The 18,934-nt window shown below is 67.3% G+C and carries 14 protein-coding genes; 6 read left to right on the top strand and 8 right to left on the bottom strand.

What is annotated here, in order from left to right; translation table 11 throughout:
• The first annotated feature begins 168 nt into the window (after window positions 1-168).
• Window positions 169-1,980, top strand: a complete 1,812-nt coding sequence (locus J7360_RS15135) for a monovalent cation:proton antiporter-2 (CPA2) family protein (RefSeq protein ID WP_057660747.1) — start codon at window positions 169-171, stop codon at window positions 1,978-1,980.
• Between the two features lie 136 nt (window positions 1,981-2,116).
• Here J7360_RS15135 and zwf read toward each other — a convergent pair whose 3' ends face one another.
• The 5 genes from zwf to J7360_RS15110 all read right to left on the bottom strand — a co-directional run bounded on the left by zwf (window position 2,117) and on the right by J7360_RS15110 (window position 9,731).
• Window positions 2,117-3,943: a glucose-6-phosphate dehydrogenase gene (zwf, locus tag J7360_RS15130; protein WP_022560275.1), complete on the bottom strand. Its 1,827-nt coding sequence runs from the start codon at window positions 3,941-3,943 to the stop codon at window positions 2,117-2,119.
• A complete protein-coding gene (locus J7360_RS15125; RefSeq protein WP_057660750.1) occupies window positions 3,940-5,739 on the bottom strand; it encodes a glycoside hydrolase family 15 protein in 1,800 nt (599 codons plus the stop codon). The genes zwf and J7360_RS15125 overlap by 4 nt, the downstream gene beginning before the upstream one ends.
• A gap of 62 nt (window positions 5,740-5,801) precedes the next feature.
• Window positions 5,802-6,131, bottom strand: coding sequence for a hypothetical protein (locus J7360_RS15120; protein ID WP_007969218.1), 330 nt, complete (start codon window positions 6,129-6,131; stop codon window positions 5,802-5,804).
• A 26-nt stretch (window positions 6,132-6,157) separates the two neighbouring features.
• Window positions 6,158-9,478, bottom strand: coding sequence for an ankyrin repeat domain-containing protein (locus J7360_RS15115; protein WP_209034173.1), 3,321 nt, complete (start codon window positions 9,476-9,478; stop codon window positions 6,158-6,160).
• The gene (locus J7360_RS15110) at window positions 9,471-9,731 is read right to left on the bottom strand and encodes a YcgL domain-containing protein (protein ID WP_017156303.1); all 261 of its coding nucleotides are present in this window, start codon (window positions 9,729-9,731) and stop codon (window positions 9,471-9,473) included. The genes J7360_RS15115 and J7360_RS15110 overlap by 8 nt, the downstream gene beginning before the upstream one ends.
• 219 nt (window positions 9,732-9,950) lie before the next feature.
• Here J7360_RS15110 and J7360_RS15105 point away from each other — a divergent pair, with 219 nt between their 5' ends.
• From J7360_RS15105 to J7360_RS15090, 4 genes are read left to right on the top strand one after another with little or no spacing between them, the layout of a single operon-like run.
• Complete coding sequence (locus J7360_RS15105) at window positions 9,951-11,150, top strand: beta-ketoacyl-[acyl-carrier-protein] synthase family protein (RefSeq protein ID WP_209034171.1); 1,200 nt, start codon at window positions 9,951-9,953, stop codon at window positions 11,148-11,150.
• Window positions 11,150-11,923: a beta-ketoacyl synthase chain length factor gene (locus J7360_RS15100; RefSeq protein WP_007962540.1), complete on the top strand. Its 774-nt coding sequence runs from the start codon at window positions 11,150-11,152 to the stop codon at window positions 11,921-11,923. The genes J7360_RS15105 and J7360_RS15100 overlap by 1 nt, the downstream gene beginning before the upstream one ends.
• Window positions 11,920-12,741 (top strand): glycosyltransferase family 2 protein, encoded by an 822-nt coding sequence (locus J7360_RS15095; protein WP_007962538.1) that lies wholly within the window; start codon window positions 11,920-11,922, stop codon window positions 12,739-12,741. Before J7360_RS15100 ends, J7360_RS15095 begins: the two co-directional genes overlap by 4 nt.
• On the top strand, window positions 12,738-14,360 hold the full coding sequence (locus J7360_RS15090; RefSeq protein ID WP_209034168.1) for an NAD(P)/FAD-dependent oxidoreductase: 1,623 nt from the start codon (window positions 12,738-12,740) through the stop codon (window positions 14,358-14,360). Before J7360_RS15095 ends, J7360_RS15090 begins: the two co-directional genes overlap by 4 nt.
• Window positions 14,361-14,657: 297 nt before the next feature.
• On the opposite strand, the gene fabG is transcribed toward J7360_RS15090, so the two are convergent.
• Window positions 14,658-15,389 carry a 3-oxoacyl-ACP reductase FabG gene (fabG, locus tag J7360_RS15085; protein ID WP_007967045.1) on the bottom strand — a complete coding sequence of 244 codons (732 nt, stop codon included), beginning with the start codon at window positions 15,387-15,389 and terminating at the stop codon, window positions 14,658-14,660.
• A 206-nt stretch (window positions 15,390-15,595) separates the two neighbouring features.
• Here fabG and J7360_RS15080 point away from each other — a divergent pair, with 206 nt between their 5' ends.
• A complete protein-coding gene (locus tag J7360_RS15080) occupies window positions 15,596-16,135 on the top strand; it encodes a hypothetical protein (RefSeq protein WP_022560281.1) in 540 nt (179 codons plus the stop codon).
• Window positions 16,136-16,144: 9 nt separating this feature from the next.
• Here the strand turns inward: J7360_RS15080 and J7360_RS15075 are convergent, their stop codons facing one another.
• A complete protein-coding gene (locus J7360_RS15075) occupies window positions 16,145-16,576 on the bottom strand; it encodes a hotdog family protein (protein WP_057660760.1) in 432 nt (143 codons plus the stop codon).
• Window positions 16,563-18,929: an MMPL family transporter gene (locus tag J7360_RS15070; RefSeq protein ID WP_209034181.1), complete on the bottom strand. Its 2,367-nt coding sequence runs from the start codon at window positions 18,927-18,929 to the stop codon at window positions 16,563-16,565. The genes J7360_RS15075 and J7360_RS15070 overlap by 14 nt, the downstream gene beginning before the upstream one ends.
• Window positions 18,930-18,934 lie beyond the last annotated feature (5 nt).

The following is an 18,934-nucleotide window of genomic DNA, read 5'->3' as shown; positions in this document are numbered from 1 at the left end:
CACTGACCGTGCGGGCGCAGGCGGTGCCGGACTGATCCGTGCACACAGCCGCAGATAGGTGCCTGGCCGCATCGCGCAGCCACGCATCGCCGCGGTGCAGATGGCACATGCGTGCGCGCAGGCCAACGGACCTGCACGGCATAATGCGCGCCTCAATGGAGAGTACGCATGCATAGCGGTGGTCTGGAACTGGCCTTGGTGCTGATGCTGGCCGCCATCGTGGCAGTGCCGGTGTTCAAGCGCTTCGGCCTGGGTGCGGTGTTGGCCTACCTGGTCGCCGGGGTGGTGCTCGGGCCCGATGGCGTGGGTGTCGTGCAGGATGCCGAACGCATCAGCGGCGCGGCCGAGATCGGCGTGGTGATGCTGCTGTTCGTGATCGGGCTGGAACTGTCGCCGGCGCGCCTGAAGGTGATGCGCCATTCGGTGTTCGGCGCTGGCGCCACCCAGGTGCTGGTGACGGCGGTGATCCTGGGCGGCTTGTTGATGGCAGCCCAGCTGGGCTGGAAGAGCGCGTTGATCGTCGGCGTGGCGCTGGCGCTTTCATCCACCGCGGTGGGGCTGCAATTGCTGGCCGAACGCAAGGCGCTGAGCAGCGACTACGGGCGGCTGGCATTTGCCATTTTGCTGTTCCAGGATTTGATTGCGATCCCGTTGCTGGCGGCCATCCCGCTGCTCGGCGGCAGCAAGAACGCAACGCTCCAATGGCAGGACGTGGCCAAGGCGATGGCGGCCCTGGCGCTGGTGATCGTGTGCGGGCGCCTTGTGTTGCGTCATCTGTTCAACGTGGTGGCGCGCACGCGCATGCCGGAAGTATTCACCGCCAGCGCCTTGCTGGTGGTGCTGGGCACCGCCTGGATCATGCAGGAGGCCGGACTGAGCGCCAGCCTGGGCGCCTTCATCGCCGGCGTGTTGCTGGCCGATTCGGAGTTCCGCCATGAACTGGAATCGCAGATCGAACCGTTCGAAGGCTTGCTGCTGGGCCTGTTCTTCATCTCGGTGGGCATGGGGATCGATCTCCACCGCGTGGTGGCCGAGCCGTGGCTGATCGCCGCGGGCGTGGCGATGTTGCTGGTGGTGAAGTTCTCGCTGCTGGTCGGCATCGGCAGCGTGGCCAAGCTGCCGCTGCGCAGCAGCCTGATGCTGGGCAGCGTGCTGTGGCTGGGCGGCGAATTCGCCTTCGTGGTGTTCAACGAAGCCGACCGCGTGGGCCTGCTGGAACCGGCCAATCACGATCGGCTGGTCGCCATCGTCGGCGTGTCGATGGCGCTGACGCCGCTGTTGCTGCTCGGCATGCAACGCATCCTCAACGGACCGCTGCGTGCGCGCGCACCCAAGACCGATCGCCCGTTCGACACCATCGATGCGCAGACCCCCAAGGTGCTGGTCGCCGGCATGGGCCGCTTCGGCCAGGTGGTCGCGCGCCTGCTCACCGCACGGCATGTGCCGTTCGTGGCGCTGGAACACAACCCCGACACGGTGGAAGACCTGCGCCGCTTCGGCAGCCAGCTCTATTACGGCGATCCCACCCGCCCCGAGCTGCTGCGCGCTGCCGGTGCCGAGCGCATCAAGGTGTTCGTGATCGCGGTGGACGACCCGGAAACCAACATCAAGACGGTGCGACTGATCCGTCGCCTGTACCCGCAAGCCACCGTGCTGGCGCGTGCACGCAACCGCCAACACGCCTGGAAATTGATGGACCTGGGCGCAGAACCGTTCCGCGAGGTATTCGCCTCCAGCCTGGAACTGAGCGAGCGCGTACTCACCTCGCTGGGCCTGGGCGAAGCCCTCGCACACGATCACGTCAAACGCTTCCGCCAGCACGACGAAGACCTGCTGCGCCGCCAGCACCTGGTCTACGACGACGAAGCCAAGGTCATCCAGACCTCGCGCGATGCACGTGCTGATCTGATGAACCTGTTCGAAGCCGACGTCAGGGCGGATGTGGATGCTGAGCCGGCGCCGGTAACGCCCGATCGCTGAGCCTTGCGCAGGAGCGCGCTTGCGCGCGATGAGGCCTTACCGGTAACCCCGCATCGCGCGCAAGCGCGCTCCTACAGGGATTTTCTGCACACACAGCCGCCGCACGATCGCAGCGGCTGCATGTTGATCGCATCACTCAGCGGCGCGGTATGCGCACTGCGGTCTTGCTGGCCGACTTCTTCGCTGCGCTCTTGCCAGCCGCAGCGTTGCTCACGGCCTTTACAGCTGCTTTTGCGACCTTCTTCGTCGCGCGCTTGGTGACGGATGTCTTTGCCACCTTGCCAGGCGAACCGGCTGCGCCCTGAGTGGATTTTGCAGAAGGTGCGGCGGCACGTTTGGGTGTCGCCTTACCCGCTTTCTTCGCGGTCTTTTTGGTGGTTTTCTTAATCGGCGTGGCAGCGCCAGCACGCGCCTCCGGCGGCCGCCGCGGTGGGGGTTTGCGCCCGGGGGTGAGGGCGCGCCAGGCGTGTCCGCCATTCATTGCCAGCAGTGCATCGGCGGCCGAGGGACCGGCGCTGCCTGCCGCGTAATTGGGGAAGTCGCTTGGGGGTTGTTTCCATGCATCCAGGATCGGTTGCACGATGCGCCATGCGCCTTCCACCATGGCCGCATCCTGGAACAGGCCGGCCTCGCCGTTCATGCAGTCCTGCAGCAGGCGCTCGTAGCCCACCGTGTATTCCTTGGGGAACCAGTCGCGGTAACGGAAGTCCATGCGCACCGGTGCCAGTGCCACCTGCGCGCCCGGGCGCTTGACGTCGAACTGCAGCGAGATGCCCTCGTCCGGCTGGATATGCAGCACCAGCCAGTCGGGGCCGTAGCCGCCCACCTCGGTGCTGCGGAACGGCGCCAGCGGTGCCGGCTTGAAGCGAATGGCGATCTCGGTCGTGCGTTCGCGCAGGCGCTTACCGGTGCGCAGGTAGAACGGCACGCCGGCCCAGCGCCAGGTGTCCACCTGCAACTTCATCGCCACATAGGTTTCGGTGTCCGAATCGTCGGGCACGGTGTCTTCTTCGCGGTAGCCCGGCACCGCATTGCGATTGACCGCACCGGAGGCGTATTGCCCGCGCACCACGTCTTCGGGTTTGATCGGGCGCACCGCTTCGATCACTTCGGCGCGACGGCGATGCATCGCCTCGGTGGTGAAGGCCGCTGGCGGCTCCATCGCAATCATCGCCAGCAGCTGGAACAGATGGTTCGGCACCATGTCGCGCAGGCAGCCGGTGGGGTCGTAGAACCGTCCGCGCCCTTCCACGCCGATGGTTTCGGCCGCGGTGATCTGCACATGGTCGATGCGGTCGCGGTTCCACACCGGCTCGAACAAGCCATTGGCGAAGCGGAAGGCGAGAATGTTCTGCACGGTTTCCTTGCCCAGGAAATGATCGATGCGGAACACCTGATCCTCGTGAAGCACCTTGGCGACCGTGGCATTGAGGTGCTGGGCACTGGGCAGATCGTGGCCGAAGGGTTTTTCCACGATCACCCGGCGCCAGCCTTCGCCTTCGCGCTGCTTGACCAGGCCAGCCTCGCCCAGGTTGAGCAATACCGGCTCGAAGAAGCGCGCGGCGGTGGCCAGATAGAACAGGACATTGCCCTGCGTGCCGTAGCGCTTGTGCAGCTTGTCCAGCACGCCGCCCAGTGATCGATAGGCTCCCTGATCGGTGAAGTCGCCGCGCAGGTAATGCATGCGTTCGCGCAGCCAGTCCCAGGTGGCGGTGTCGAATTCGTCGGTCTGGAATTCGGCATCGCGACTGCTGAGCAGCTGCGTCATCGACTGCCCCATGTTGGTCCGCCACGCGCGCTCGCTGATGTCGCCATGGTCCATGCCGACAATGGCGAAATCATCGCCCAGCGCACCGGAACGGCGCAGGTTGTACAGCGCCGGCATGACCAGGCGCTTGGTCAGATCGCCGCGTGCGCCGAACACCACGATGATGCACGGCGGTGTGGTTGCTTGCTCACTCATGGATGCGTTTCCTTTTCGCCCATGCGTCCATGCAGGCGCAGTGCCGCATTGACCAGGGCCACGTGGGAATACCCTTGCGGGAAGTTGCCGAGCATGCGTTTGCTGCGCGGGTCGTATTCTTCGGCGAGCAGACCCACGTCGTTGCACAGTTCGAGCAGACGTTCGAGCAGCGCACGCGCCTGGTCGGTGCGGCCGATCAAGGCATAGTTTTCCACCAGCCAGAAACTGCAGGCCAGGAAGGTGCCCTCGCCGGCCGGCAAACCGTCGGCGCTGTCGTCGGCGCGATAGCGCTCGACCAACCCGTCGATGGTCAGATCGCGTGCTATCGCATCGGCAGTGGCGGCGATGCGCGGATCGTCCGGCGGCAGAAACCCCACGATGGGAATCAGCAGCAGCGAGGCATCCAGCCGATCCGAGCCGTAGCTCTGTACGAAATGGCCGTCCGGGTGCACGCCTTTTTCCAGCACTTGCGCGCGGATTTCTTCGGCGAGCCGGCCCCAGTGCGCGCGTTTCCCAGCATCTGCATTGGTGATGCCGTCGCGCGCGCCGCAGTCGAAGGCCAGCCACGCCATCACCTTGGAATGCACGAAGTGGCGGCGCTGGTCGCGGATTTCCCAGATGCCCTCGTCAGGTTCGCGCCAGAGGGTTTCCAACGTTTCCAGAATCTTTTCCAGCAGCGATGCAGACGAACCGTCGTCGTCCGACGGCAGGCCCACGCCCTTTTCGCGGGCGTAATGAAACGCACCGATCAACTCGCCATACACATCGAGCTGGAACTGATCCACCGCGCCGTTGCCAATGCGCACCGGGCCGGAATGTTCATAGCCAGGCAACCAGTGCGCTTCCCACTCCTGCAAGCGGCGTTCGCCGGCAATGCCGTACAGCGCCTGCAATTGATCCGGCGAACCGGCAATGGTGCGTTGGACCCAATCGCGAAAGGCTGCCGCTTCGTCGCGGCACCCGGCCTGCAACAACGCGATCAGCGTGAACACCGAATCGCGCAGCCAGCAGTAGCGATAGTCCCAGTTGCGGGTGCCGCCCAGATGCTCCGGCAACGAGGCGGTGGGCGCGGCGACAATGCCGCCGGTGGGCAGATAACTCAGCCCCTTCAGTACCACCAACGAGCGGCGCACCTGCTCGGTCCATGGCCCGACATCGGTACAGCGGCGCGCCCAGCCGTGCCAGAACGCGGTGGTGCGTTGCAGTGCCTGTTCGGCGTCGATCAAAGGCGGCGTGGCTTGATGGGATGCGCCGTGGCTGAGCAGGAACCAGGTGCTCTGACCTTCGCGCAGGGTGAAGTCGGTTTCGGTGCCCATGTCCTGGCCGCGCAGCGTCTGCGGCGAACGCAATGCCAGTTGATCGGGGCCGGCGATGGCGCGGATACCATCGACGATGCGCGTCACCCATGGCACCGTGCGGCCGTAGTTGAAGCGGAAGGTCAGGCGCATGTGCATCGGCACGCTGCCCTGCACGCAGCGCACGATACGCACCAGATGCTGATGGACTTCGCCGTTTTCGCTGGCGACCATGAAGTCGATCAGCTCCACCGTGCCGGTGTCGGTGATCATGCGCGTGCACAGCACCAGACTATCGTCCTGGTAGGCGCGCTCGGTGCGGAAGTCGGCGGCCGGCGACAACGTCCATTGCCCGTGTTGTTGATCGCCCAGCAACGATGCGAACACCGCATCGGAATCGAAGCGTGGCAGGCACAGCCAGTCGATGGTGCCGCGGTGGTCGACCAGGGCCGCGCTGTGGCAGTTGCCCAGCATGGCGTGATCCTCGATACGCACGCTCATTGGTGGGCGCCTCCTTCCGGCGAAAGAGCGCGCAGTCTTGCATGGGCCGTGTCGGGATCAGGTTACGAATGCGCGGGCAAACGCAGCAGCGGTGGCACCGTGTGTTCCAGGCGACGTATCAGTGCCGGATCCATGTACGCATAGTCGTCGGGAATGTGCAGACAGATCATCCGGCAATGGCGCAGGTGCGCGGCGAAGCGTTGACGCAGCAATTGCAGATGGCGGCGTTCCATCGCCAGCACCACCTGCGCTTCCTGCAACAACTCCGGGGTGACCTGCACGTCGGCATCTGCGGCCAGCCCGGCCGATTGCGCCTGCACGCCGGGCCAGTCGGCGAACACGCGCTCGGCGGTAGGGCTGCGCAGGCGGTTGCGGCTGCACACGAAGAGCACCCGCAGCGGTTGCCCGCCGCGCTGGCTCAGCGGCCTTCGCGCAGGAAGCGCGCCATCGACGAAACGCCCGGCAGCGCCGGTTCGAACTGGCCGGCTACATCGATGAAGCCACGCATGATGGCGATCTCGCGCGGGGTGCGGTTGAGCGCATCGCGGCGGTCGGCATCGGCGCCGGCCCGCAACAGGCGCTGCACCAGCAGCGGCAGGCCGTGCAGTGCAGCCAGATGCAGCGGGCCGAAGCCGCGCTGGTCGGCCACATCCAGCGAGACATCTTCGTCGAGCAGGCGTTCGACCCCGGCCAGCACCACCTGCTCGTCGCAGGCGGTGCCCGGTTCGGCACGCGCGCCCAGCAACAGCAGCAGCGGGCTGACCCGGCCACCGGCCAGGTCGTCCGGGTCGGCGCCGGCCAGCAGCAAGGTATCCAGCAGAGCCAGCAGCCGGTTCTTGTCGCGCGCGGTAAAGCCGTACAACGCCGCGCAATGCAGCGGCGCCAGCCCCTGATTGTCGGTGGCGTGCACGTCGGCCGCGGCAGTGAGCAGGCGCGCCACGATGTCCGGCAGGCCCAGCGCGCAGGCCAGCATCAGCACGGTGACCCCGCCCGGCAGGCGGTGCTCGATCTGCGCACCGGCGTGCAGCAAGGCGGCCACGATCTCGGTCTGGCGCATGCTCACCGCCGCCGACAACGGCGTGGCGCCGCTATTGGCCGCGCGCTGCGGATCGGCGCCGCGGCCGAGCAGGTGCGCGACCACGCCAAGATGGCCACCACCGGCCGCACGCAGCAGCGCGGTGCAGCCTTGGGCGTCGACGGCGTCGACGGTGAGGCCGAGATCGATCAGGCGACGCACCGCATCGGTATCGCCGGTCATCGCGGCGGCCGGCACATCCGCTTCGCGCAGTGTGCGGCGCGGCAGCGACCAGATGCGCCAGTCCAGCCAGTCGGCCAGATCGCGGCGGCCGATCGACAGCGCCACGCCCAGCGGGGTCTGCCCGTCGGCAGCGCGCGCTTCCGGCGAAGCGCCCTGCTTGACCAGCAGTTTCAGCGAGGCATCGCGGCCCAGCGCGGTGGCCAGATGCAGCGCCGTCATGCCGTGGCTGTCGCGCGCTTCGCGGTCCACGCCATGTTCCAGCAACCACTGCTGCAGGCGCAGCCAGCCCAGCCGCACCGCCAGCGACAACGGCGGATCGCCTGCGGCCGACGGCGCGAAGGGGTCGGCGCCGCGTTCGAGCAGTTCCAGCGCGAACTGTTCCAGCCCACGCGATGCCGCATCGTGCTGCACGCAGGCACTCAGCAACCGGGTCAGGCCACCGGCGCCAGCCGGCGAGACGCCATGCCGCAACAATGCCTGCAGCGCCGGTACCGCCTCCACGCCGCGCGAGAGCAGCGCAAACATCGGCACATCGCCGCAGGCGTCGCGCACTTCGGCGTCGGCGCCGTGGCGCAGCAGCCAGTCGACCGCCTCGGCGTTCAAGGCCAGGTGCGCGTCGTGCAGCAGGCCGCCCAGTTCTTCCGGTGCGCATAGCCGCGCCAGCGCGACCAGGCCGTCGCGCTGCCCGAGCTGCAGGCCTTCGCGCAGCAGCACCAGCGGCGGGCGATCGGGCAGTACGGCAACGCCAGGCGTGTCGCCCTGCGCGTCGCTGACCGCGGCCGGCAACGGGTAAGCGGGATCGAGCAGTTGCACGATCGCCCAACGTCCGGCCTCGGCGGCCACATCCACCGCGCGACGGCCATGCGCATCCACGCTGTCGGCAGGCACCTGCAGGTCCAGCAGGCGGCGGATCAGCGCCGGCGAGACGTTGTCGGCGGCGCAGGCCAGCATCAATGCGTTGCGGCCGTCGCCATCGATGGCCAGCACATCGGCCTTGCGCGCGACCAGGCGTTCGAGCACGGCGCTACGTGCCTGGCGCGCGGCATCCAGCCACGGCGTGCGGCCCAGCAGATCGCGTGCTTCCAGATTCGCCCCGGCCGACAACAGCGCCTCGACGATGTCGCCGTGGCCGGCCAGCGCGGCTTCGTGCAGCGCACTGCGACGCTGGCGGTCGCGCGCATCCACACGCGCCTTGTGCTTGAGCAGCAACTGCACGCCGGCCGGGTCGTCTTCTTCGGTACCGGCTGCCGCCAGCAGCACCGGGGCGCCGCCCTCCGGCTCCGACTGCGCGCCGCGCTCCAGCAGGAATTTGGCCAGCCGCCAGTTGCCGACCTGGCAGGCCATCGCCAACGGCGAATGGCCTTCGTTGTTGAGCGCGTCGAGCTCGGCGGCGGCATCGCGCAACAGCGCGGCCACGCCCGGGTCGGAACTGCGCACGGCGTGATGCAAGGGGGTGTTGCCGTCGTTGTCGCTGGCGCGCGGGTCGGCGCCGTTGGCCAGCAAGGTCATCACCGCATCCGGGCGGCCGTGCCAGCTGTCGCGGGTGGCGGCCAGCAAGGGGGTCATGCCGCGATGCGGTTGATTGACGTCGACGCGGCGCACGATCAACTCACGCAGCAGGCGCAGATCCGGCAGTACGGCCGCCAGCGCCGGCAGGCTGCGTTGATCGCGCCATTCCGGCAGCGGCAGCGCCTGCGGGTCGGCACCGGCCTCGAGCAATTGCAGCACGCGATCCACCCGGCCACCGCGCGCGGCCTCGAACAGTTCGGGCACCAGCTGGTGCTGGGCCACCGGTTCCAGCGGGCGCGGTTCGGCGGCGGCTTCGGAGAAGAAATCGGCGGCCTGGCGCGTGTGCGGCACATCGCTGCGCATGGGCGCGGCGGTGCGTTGCAGCAGCAGATGGGCCACCGGCAACAGCACACCGGCAGCCACCGCCAGACCCCAGCGCAGGCCGCCGGACAACCAGCCCGGCCAGGCCAGCACCACGGCCAGCGTGCACATCGCCAGCACCAGTGCGGCCGCCAGCAGGCCGCGCCAGGCATGCAATTCCTGCGCGGCCAGCGCCTGCCAGCGTGGCGCCAGCGCGCCACCGTCGCGTTCCACCTCGCCCCACAACGGCCAGGTCCGCCACAGCCCCAGCAAGGCCGCGCTGACTGCGACGCTCAGCGCCAGCGCGGCCGCCAGGCTGCCGCTGTCGCGCAGGGCGGTCAGCGGCCAGCTGATCAGCGCCGCCAGTGCCAGCAGGCCCACGCCCCAGATGGCCAGCAACGGCGGCAGCGCCTGCGCGATCGCACGCGGCTGGCCCGGCACTGCGCGCGTCCCACGTGCCCACGACACCGCCAGCGCGAACGCCGGCTGCGCCAGCCACAGGCTCAGTGCAGCGACCACGCCGCCAAGGCCGCCGAGCAGGCAGAGCGCCACGCCAGCCGCACCGGCCAGCGCTGCGGCGCGCATCCGTGCGCCACGCACAGGCTCAGTCATGGTCGCACTCGCCGGCGAGCACGATGGTCTTGGGCAATTGCAGATAGAAGCCGTGCTTGCCCAGCGCCTCGCGCACCGTGGCCGCATCGGCCTGCGCCAACCGGCGCTCGGGCGTCAACGCCACATCCAGCACGAACGTAAACGGCGCCAGCTGCGCCTGCACGGCGGCAGGAAGACCGGAGAAATCGTCACGTGCGGCGAGATAGACGAAGGTGTCCTGCTTGCGTTGGCTTTTATAGACGTAGGCGTGCATGCGCGCGTGGTCGCGCTCTGAAGAGAGATGTGTCGCGTCGATTGTGTCGCAATTGCGGCGACGGCGAAAGCGCGGCCTGTGCGAAAAATCCCAGCCGCGTCAGCCACATGACGGTGACGTTCAGTTGCGCCGTCCACGGGACCCACGCGCGCCATCGATATACTGACCGCACTTTTTGCCAGCCAGACCATCGTGAGCCAAGCGCAGCATTCGTCCCAGATGGCCCCGGTTGCCGTCACCGCGTTCACTTCCACCACCGCGCTCGGTGCCGGGCTTGCCGCCCAGGCCGCCGCGTTGACCGCCCGACGCAGCGGCCTGCGTCGCAACGATTTCGGCGCGCAACCGCTGCTGCCATGCTGGGTTGGCCGCGTCGATGGCGTTGAAGACGTTGTACTGCCCGATTCCCTGCAAGCGTGGGATTGCCGCAACAACCGCCTGGCCTGGCTGGCCCTGCAGCAGGACGGGATGGCGCAGGCCGTGCAGGCCGCTGCGCAGCGCTACGGCGCCGAGCGCGTGGCGGTGATCATCGGCACCTCCACCTCCAGCATCGGCGCCAGCGAAGAAGCCTATACGCGGCTGGTCGACGACGCCGACGGCGCGCGCTTCCCCGAGGATCTGAATCGCCCGATCGTGCACACCCCGCATTCGCTGGGCGACTTCGTGCAGCACGCCACCGGCCTGCGTGGCCCGTGCGCCACCGTGGCCACGGCCTGTTCGTCCAGCGCCAAGGTGTTCGCCCAGGCGGCGCGGCTGATGGAGGCCGGCGTGATCGACGCGGCGCTGGTCGGCGGTGTGGACACCTTGTGCGGCAGCGTGCTGTTCGGCTTCAACTCGCTGCAGGTGGTGGCGCCGGAGATGTGCCAGCCGTTCGATGCACGCCGGGTCGGCCTGAGCCTGGGCGAGGCCGGCGGCTTTGCGCTGCTCGAACGCCCGGCCGCCGCACCGGATGCCACGCTCTGGCTGTACGGCTACGGCGAATCCAGCGATGCGCACCATATGTCGGCGCCGCATCCGCAAGGGCTGGGCGCGCAGCTGGCGATGCGCGGTGCGCTCGACCGCGCCGGTCTGGAGCCAGCCGCGGTGGGCTATCTGAATCTGCACGGTACCGCCACGCCGGCCAACGACAGCGTGGAAGCCGCCGCAGTGGCAGCGATCTTCCCCGGCACCTTGCACGCCAGTTCGACCAAGGCCTGGACCGGCCACACCCTGGGCGCGGCGGGCATCGTCGAATCGGTGATCGCACTGCTCGCGCTGCGCGACGACGTGCTGCCCGGCACGCTCAACACCGACATCCCCGACCCGGCCTGTGGCCCGCAGATCCGCTTCGACAACGCCCATGCCCGCATCGACTACGCCATGAACAACTCTTTCGGTTTTGGCGGCAACAACTGTTCGCTGCTGTTCGGGCGGGCCCGCTGATGCTGGCCGCGACCATCGAAGGGATCGGCTTCTGGACCCAGGGTCTGCCCAACTGGGAAGCTGCCAGCGCCTTCGCACGCGGCGGCGCGCTGCAGGAAACCCCCGCCCGCCCGGCGCCGCAGCTGCTGGCCGCCAACGAGCGCCGGCGGGCACCGGACACGGTCGCCGTGTCGCTGGAAGCTGCGCTGGCCGCCTGTGGCGCCGCCGGCCGCGATCCGGCCAGCCTGCCGTCGATCTTTACTTCTACTTACGGCGATCTGGCCATCTCCGACTATATGTGCACCACGCTGGCCAGCGACCCGTTGGCGATTTCGCCAACGAAGTTCCACAACTCGGTACACAACGCCGCAGCCGGCTACTGGACCATCGGCGCCGGCGCGATGACCCCGGCCACGGCGATGAGCGCCAGCCTGGGCAGCTTCGCGCAGGGCCTGCTGGAAGCGCTGGTGCAGCGCGCTGCCGGCGCGCAGGCCGTGCTGCTGGCCAGCTACGACGCCCGTTCGGTCGGGCCGCTCGGGCGTGTCGCCCCCAGCCAGGGGCTGCTTGGTAGCGCATTGGTGCTGGGCACGCCCGGCCAGGCCGGCAAGCCGCAGCTGCACGCACATCTGGACGACGGCGCCCCCTCGCCCGGCGATGGCGCGCTGTCGCGCCACATCGCCGGCAATGCAATGGCGCCGATGCTGCCGCTGCTGGACCTGTTGGCCGGCAATGGCGGCAGCGTGGCGCTGTATGCCGCACCGGGCCGGGTGCTGCGCGTGGAGATCCGGCCATGAGCCGGCAACCGCTGAGCCGCGAGGACACCGCCATCCTGGTGCCGGCCTTGAACGAGGCGCTGCGCATCCGCGAAGTGGTCACCGACGCGCTGACCTATTGCTCTCGGGTCATCGTGGTCGACGACGGCTCCGACGACGGCACTGCCGAGTGCATCGCCGGCATGCCGGTCACGCTGATCCGTCACCCGCAGCGCATGGGCAAAGGTGCTGCCCTGCGCAGCGGTTTCGCCGAAGCACAGCGTCTTGGCATGCGCGCGGTGATGACCATGGACGGCGACGGCCAGCACAAGGCGGCCGATTTCCCGCGCCTGCTGGCCGCCGCCAACCGCCACCCGGGCTGCGTGATCATCGGTGCGCGCATGCGCAAGCGCGCCACCCAGCCCACCATCCGCCGCATCGGCAACGACTTCGGCGACTGGGGCATTGCCTGGGGGTGCGGCTTCCGCTTGATCGACAGCCAAAGCGGCCAACGGTTGTATCCGGCCTCGGTGTTCACCCTGCCCAACGTGCCGGGCGAAGGCTTCGTATTCGAAGCGCAGCTGCTGATTTCGGCCGCACGCCAGGCCGGCGCGCGCGTAGTCGCCGTGCCGATCGAAACCCGCTACGCCGGTACCTCGCCGGGCACCTTCCGCAAGAGCCATTTCCGGCTGGTGCGCGACCTGTGGAATATCACCTCGCACGTGGTCAAACAGGTGTGGGCATACGGCCATGTGTGGCGCGAATATCGCCGCGTGCGCGCCAACCCGGTGATCGTTGACGATCCCGATGGCGAATTTGCTACTGTCCCTGCGGTCACCAAGAGCAATCACTCCTCATGAATGCACCGCGCGCCGATGTCGTGATCACCGGGGGTGGCCTGGCCGGCCTGAGCCTGGCCTTGCAACTGAAGCAGCGCGATCCGGCGCTTGCCATCACCGTGCTGGAACGGCGCGCGCATCCGGTCCGCGAGGCCGCGTTCAAGGTCGGCGAATCCACGGTGGAAATCGGCGCGCATTATTTTGCCGACGTACTGGGCCTGCGCGAGCATCTGGAGTCCGAGCAGATCCGCAAGTTCGGGTTCCGCTTCTTCTTCTCCGACCAACGCCACGACATCGACCGCTGCACCGAACTGGGCGTGAGCAAGATCCTGCCCACGCCGTCCTGGCAGATCGACCGCGGCCGCTTCGAAAATTTCCTGGGCGAACGTGCGCGTGCACAGGGCATCGCCTTCATCGACAGCTGCAGCGTCAAGGGCGTGGACCTGTCCGAAGACGACACCGACCACGCCGTGCGCTTCGAACGCGATGGCACGCCGGGCACGCTGGGTGCGCGCTGGGTGGTGGATGCCAGCGGACGCGCCGGCCTGCTCAAGCGCAAGCTCGGCCTGGCGCAGGACAACGACCACAACGCCAATGCCGTGTGGTGGCGTGTGGAAGGCCTGATCGACCCCAACGGCTGGTCGCAGGACAGCAGCTGGCTGCAGCGCTGCACGCCACCAGACCGCTGGCGCTCGACCAATCACATGTGCGGGCCGGGCTACTGGTTCTGGCTGATCCCGTTGTCGTCGGGTGCGCATTCGCTGGGCATCGTCTGCGATGCAGACCTGCATCCGCTGGAGGGCATGAACACCCACGAGAAGGCGATGACCTGGCTGCGCACGCATCAGCCGCAGGTCGCTGCCACGCTCGACCAGGCCGATTACCGGCTGCAGGACTTTCTGTTCCTGCGCAACTTCTCTTATGGCTGCAAGCAGGTGTTCTCGCCGCAGCGCTGGGCACTGACCGGCGAAGCGGGCGTGTTCCTGGATCCGTTCTATTCGCCCGGCAGCGACTTCATCGCCATCTCCAACACCTACATCTGCGAATTGATCGGCCGCGACCGCGCCGGCAAATCGCTTAGCCCGTATGTGGAGCTGTACGAGCAGCTGTATTTCTCGTTCTACGAAAACACCCTGACGCTGTATCAGGATCAGTACGCGCTGTTCGGCGACGAGCAGGTGATGCCGGTCAAGGTGATCTGGGATTACACCTATTACTGGTCGTTGCTGGCGCCGCTGTTCTGCAGCGGGCGCATCGCCCATCTCAGTCTGCTCTCGCGCATGAAGAACGACTTCCTGCACGCGCGCGACATGAACCTGGCAATGCAGCAGGTGCTGCACGATTGGGGCGTGCGCAATACCGCCCAGGGCATCGCCACCGGCAATGGCCGGCTGCTGGACCAATACCTGATCGGCTGGTTCAACGACCTCAACGGCGCATTGAACGACACGCTAGACGATGATGCATTTGTCGCACGTGTCCACGGCAATGTCGCGCAGATGGCGGTACTGGCGCGCGAGATCCTGCAACAGGCACGCCAGCGCTACCCGGACCTGCCCGACCACGGCCTGGAGTCATTGACCGCCGGCGCCAACGGCGAGGCGATTCTTACTGCGGCCTGGTACGCCGACGCGGCGTGAGCTTTAGAGCAGCTACACGGCAAGTTGGCATGACCTGCACTTCTTGACCCTCGCGTGATGCGCCACCGTGATCTGGTCATGATGATCTGGTCATGAAAATAAAAGAGACCGGAGCTGAGCCAGCAGTTGCTCGTGAGCATGCGCACCGGCCATCCAGATTGGCCCTTGCCGCCTCACCGCCGCGGGACCTTACGCGGCATGGATGCCGCGTAAGCGCTTACCAGGACATGCTTGCAGCGTGTCCTGCGACGGTGGGCCGGCAAGGGCCCTGCAGCGAACGTCGCAGACCAGCCGCTCTCAGCCCATGCCACCATTGACGCCAATCACCTGGCCATTGATGTAGCCGGCCACGTCCGAGCACAGAAAGGCGACCAGCGCGGCCACTTCATCGGGCTTGCCGACGCGGCCGGCCGGTACCAATTGCTTGATCGCCTCCGGCGCGAAACTGTCGCCGACCATCTCGCTTTCGATCACGCCGGGCGCGACCACATTCACTGCAATGCCGCGGCTGGCCATTTCGCGCGAGAGCGACTTGCTGGCACCGTGCAACGCGGCCTTGGCGGCGGCGTAGTTGGTCTGCCCGCGATTACCCAACACGGCCGCCACCGACGACACGCTGACGATGCGGCCCCAACGCGTGCGCGCCATCGGCAGCAGCAACGGCTGGGTGACATTGAAAAAACCGTGCAATGACACGTCGATGACGCGGTGCCACTGCTCGGCATTCATGCCTGCCATCGGCGCGTCGTCATGGATGCCCGCGTTGTTGACCACGATCTGGATCGGGCCAGCTTCCAGCAAGCTCTCCAGCGCCGCCGAACTTGCCTGCGCGTCGGCCACATCGAAGGCCACTGCCTGTGCGCTCCCGCCATCGGCCACGATCGCGGCAACCACCTCGTCCGCACGCGCCAGGTTGCGGTTGGCGTGCACGATCACATGCCGGCCCTGCGCAGCCAGGTGGCGGCAGATCGCACCGCCAAGATCGCCGCTGCCGCCGGTAACGATGGCGCGTCGTGCAACTGAGTTCATAAGGCAAGGACCGCATGCGCAGGGTGGGAGCGTTATCGTAGACCAACCCGCCTGCGCGCAGACAGACACGCGCATCGAAGCACGCGGCGGTGGCGCATTTTCTCGACCAGGCCGCACATCGGACAGTGGGCGCTTGAGCGCCATCGCGTCGGATTGCTAGCGTTTCGACATGCGCGATCGTGCGCGGCGACAAGGAGCGGCACCACATGAGCGCAGTGACCCTGATCGAACTGGGCAAGCAGGGCGAGGATGCGATGAACGCGTGGCTGCAGTTACATGGCTTCAGTTATGTGGCCATCTGCCAGGCGCCGGAGACCTTCGCGCCGTTGTTCGGCACAGCGGTCAAACGGCCGGATTTCCTGCTGCTGCTGGAGTCGATCGGCTTGATCGCCATCGACGTCAAGAACCGCAACAGGTACAAGAACACCTGCTACAGCCTGCCCTATGAGGATGAACTCAGACGCGCGGTGGCGTTCGAGCGGCTGTTCCGCATTCCGGTCTGGTACGCCTATTTCAATCGCGAAGACGCTGGCCAGTCCTTCCATTGGATCAGCGCCTTGAAGGCACTCGAAGTCGGCGAGATCAAGACGCCGCACGATGGCAGTGCGGAATTCCTGTCGATCGGTCTGGAGCATTTCGAGCATCTGCACAGCGGCGGCGACATCGCGCGGCTGTATGCGCATCGCCTGCCCGGCGTCGGCAATCTGAGCGCGCTGATCGCGGCGAAGACACCCGTCAATCCCTGAGCGCAGGCCTCAGGCGGCGCCCAGCATCACGGTGGCGCGTCCTTCGGCAAGCAATTGCTCGCCATGGGTCAGGCGAAAACTGTATTGCTGGCTGTCCTCGCCCTGCATCAACACCTGCGCCTGGCAGTCGATCGCATCCGGCAAGGTGTCCAGATACATCACGTGCACCTCCACGCTACGCAGCGCTACCAGCATGCCCGGGCGTACCGGCTTGCCGGATTCGCGGCCCAGCAACCCGCCATGCACGGCCATGGCCTGCGCGCCGTATTCGCACAGATGCAGCGCGCGCAAACGCGCGTTGCTACGCAACGGATGCGCATCGCTGCGATGCGCGTGACTGCGCAGCACAATGCGCTGCGCATCCCACTCGATCACTTCTTCCCACAGGCACATGCTGCCCTGGTGCGGAATCAGCGCAGCGATTGCGTCACGTCCCTGCATGCGGTTCTCCGTTCGCGGTGCGCTCCAGCGCCGGTTCGCGCGACACCAGCAAGGCCAGAATGAAATTGAACAACACGCCCAGCGCCACTGTGCTGCCGATGGCACGCAAGACCGGGATGCTGGACGCGGCCAACAGCGCAAACACCAGCAACGTCATCAGGCTGCAGACGATCAACGCATGCAGCGTACGCAGTTGGTCGGCGTGATCGTCGCCGGCATGATCGAAGAACAGCGCGTAATCCAGGCCCAGACCAGCGGCCAGGATCAGCGCGATCAGATGGAACAGATTGAGCTCCACCCCGGCGCCGCGCAGGATCGCCAGGATCAGCACCGTCGTCAGCGCCATCGGCAGCAATACGCGCACGATGCGGCGCGGGCTGCGCAGTGCGATCGCCACGGTCACTGCCAGCAACAAGGCAGCCAGGACCAGCGCACCGAGCACGCGTCCGCGGTAGGCGGCCACCAGCGATTCGGAGGCGTCCTTCAGATCCAGCAATTGCGCGCCGCTGCCTTGCACGGCGGCCGCCAACACCGCCGGATCGCGCAGGCCGGTCAACGACACCAGCGCGGTGCTGCGATCGCCACGGCCAAGCAGCAAGCCACCGACCGACGTGGCCAGCGGTGAGCCGCTCAAATCCTTCGGTCGCAGCGGTGCGGCGCGCTTGGCGGCGTCCAGATCCTGCAGGAACGGCGCAAACGCATCGCTGCGGAATGGCGTCGTGGCCACAGCACGCTCGGTCAGCGCGCGCGCCTGCGCAGCATCGGGCAATGCGGCCTGTCGCGCACGCTGGGTCCTGGCACTGGGCAGATAGCGTGCCGCCATGTCGTAACCGAGCAACGCACCATCGCGCACCAGCGCATCCAGACGCGGGCGCAATTGCTCGCTGGCCTGCAACGCCGCCTCATCGCTGGCTGCCGGCAGCGCCAGCACGTAACGCACGTCCGGCGCGCCCAGTTCCTGACGCAGATGGGTGTCCTGCGCCAATGCCTTGGGCGGCACGGGGGTTAGCTTCGACAGATCGTTTTGCCAGAACTGCCCCGGCGCGAACACGATCACCGCAATGCCGATCACGGCCATCACCGCCAGGCTGATGCGTGGCCGCGGCAGGCGCGCAATGCCACGCCACAGCACCGCCAGCAGGCGCGAGTCCGCGTAATCGCGCGGGGCCGGATCGATCAGGGCCGGCAACAGCCAGCGCGTGGTGACCGCGGCGGTCGCAAGGCCGGCGATGGTGAACACCGCCAGCTGCCGCAGGCCGTCCACGCCGGAGAACAGGAAGGTCACGTAGGCAATGCAGGTGGAGACCACCCCGGTGGCCAACGTCGGCCACAGATGCCGTGCGTTCTCGCGCGGATCCAGACCGGGACGCTGATGACTGAACAGGTGGATCGGGTAATCCTGCACCACACCGATCAGCGTGAAGCCAAATGCCACGGTGATGCCGTGCACGCCGTCGAACAGCAGCGCCACCGCGCCCAGGCCGGCCAGACCGGCGCTGGCCAGCGGCAACACGCCAAGCACCGGAATCTTCCAGCTACGGTAGGCCACCAGCAGCAGCAACACCAGGCCCACCGTATCGAGCGTGCCGATCCACTGCGCCTCGCCCTGCGTGCGCGCGGTGATTTCCACAGCGAATGCGCCCGGTCCGGTCAGCGTCAGCTGGGTGGCGGTGCCCTTGCTGACCTTCGCGAAGGCCGCTTGCACGGCGTCGTAGGCCAACTGCTGGCCGGTGGGGTCGAAGCCTGCCGCGCGGCTCTGCACGATCAACAGCGCCGAGGTGCCGGCGCGATCGAACCACACGTCATTGCGCGTGCGCGGCATCACTGCCGGCTGCAGGGTGTCGGCCAGATGCAGGAGTTCCATCGTGGGGTCGCGCGGCAGCAACGGCTCCACCATGGCCGCCGCCGGCGAGCCCAGATCCTGCACGCGCGCCTGCAACGCCGCTTCCAGCGCGGGCGCGTCGAGCGGGGTCTTGTCGAAGCTGTCGCTGAGCAGATAGCGGTACGGCAGCAAGCGCTTGGGAATCGCCTCCAACCCGGCATTGCCGCCATTGCCGACCAGTTCGAACAACGCCGGCTGTGCGGACAGCGCTTGGTGCAGTTGCTGCGACTGCTCGGCCAAGGTGACCGGATCGCTGTTGGACAACGCCATCAGCAGCAGCCGCGATCCAGGGCCTTCGCCGAGTTCTTCGATCAACAATTTTTGCGCCGGCGTGCGCGGGGCAGGCATGAACTTGCGCAGATCGCCGGTGACCTTGAGCGTTTCGCTCAACCAGAATCCGGCGACCGCCAGCAAGGCCAGCCACAACAGCGCCAGGCCGATGCGGCGGTTTGCATTCAATTCAAGCGCCATGGTGT

This window comes from Xanthomonas sp. D-99 (assembly GCF_017746145.1).
In the GTDB taxonomy this organism is placed as follows: Bacteria; Pseudomonadota; Gammaproteobacteria; order Xanthomonadales; family Xanthomonadaceae; genus Xanthomonas; species Xanthomonas cissicola.
This window is presented reverse-complemented; position numbering and strand designations above follow the sequence as displayed.

Excerpts from the sequence above, each read along its gene's own strand:
- J7360_RS15135 (WP_057660747.1), top strand. The coding sequence starts at position 169 with ATGCATAGCGGTGGTCTGGAACTGGCCTTGGTGCTGATGCTGGCCGCC.
- zwf (WP_022560275.1), bottom strand. The coding sequence starts at position 3,943 with ATGAGTGAGCAAGCAACCACACCGCCGTGCATCATCGTGGTGTTCGGC.
- J7360_RS15125 (WP_057660750.1), bottom strand. The coding sequence starts at position 5,739 with ATGAGCGTGCGTATCGAGGATCACGCCATGCTGGGCAACTGCCACAGC.
- J7360_RS15115 (WP_209034173.1), bottom strand. The coding sequence starts at position 9,478 with ATGACTGAGCCTGTGCGTGGCGCACGGATGCGCGCCGCAGCGCTGGCC.
- J7360_RS15110 (WP_017156303.1), bottom strand. The coding sequence starts at position 9,731 with ATGCACGCCTACGTCTATAAAAGCCAACGCAAGCAGGACACCTTCGTC.
- J7360_RS15105 (WP_209034171.1), top strand. The coding sequence starts at position 9,951 with ATGGCCCCGGTTGCCGTCACCGCGTTCACTTCCACCACCGCGCTCGGT.
- J7360_RS15100 (WP_007962540.1), top strand. The coding sequence starts at position 11,150 with ATGCTGGCCGCGACCATCGAAGGGATCGGCTTCTGGACCCAGGGTCTG.
- J7360_RS15095 (WP_007962538.1), top strand. The coding sequence starts at position 11,920 with ATGAGCCGGCAACCGCTGAGCCGCGAGGACACCGCCATCCTGGTGCCG.
- J7360_RS15090 (WP_209034168.1), top strand. The coding sequence starts at position 12,738 with ATGAATGCACCGCGCGCCGATGTCGTGATCACCGGGGGTGGCCTGGCC.
- fabG (WP_007967045.1), bottom strand. The coding sequence starts at position 15,389 with ATGAACTCAGTTGCACGACGCGCCATCGTTACCGGCGGCAGCGGCGAT.
- J7360_RS15080 (WP_022560281.1), top strand. The coding sequence starts at position 15,596 with ATGAGCGCAGTGACCCTGATCGAACTGGGCAAGCAGGGCGAGGATGCG.
- J7360_RS15075 (WP_057660760.1), bottom strand. The coding sequence starts at position 16,576 with ATGCAGGGACGTGACGCAATCGCTGCGCTGATTCCGCACCAGGGCAGC.
- J7360_RS15070 (WP_209034181.1), bottom strand. The coding sequence starts at position 18,929 with ATGGCGCTTGAATTGAATGCAAACCGCCGCATCGGCCTGGCGCTGTTG.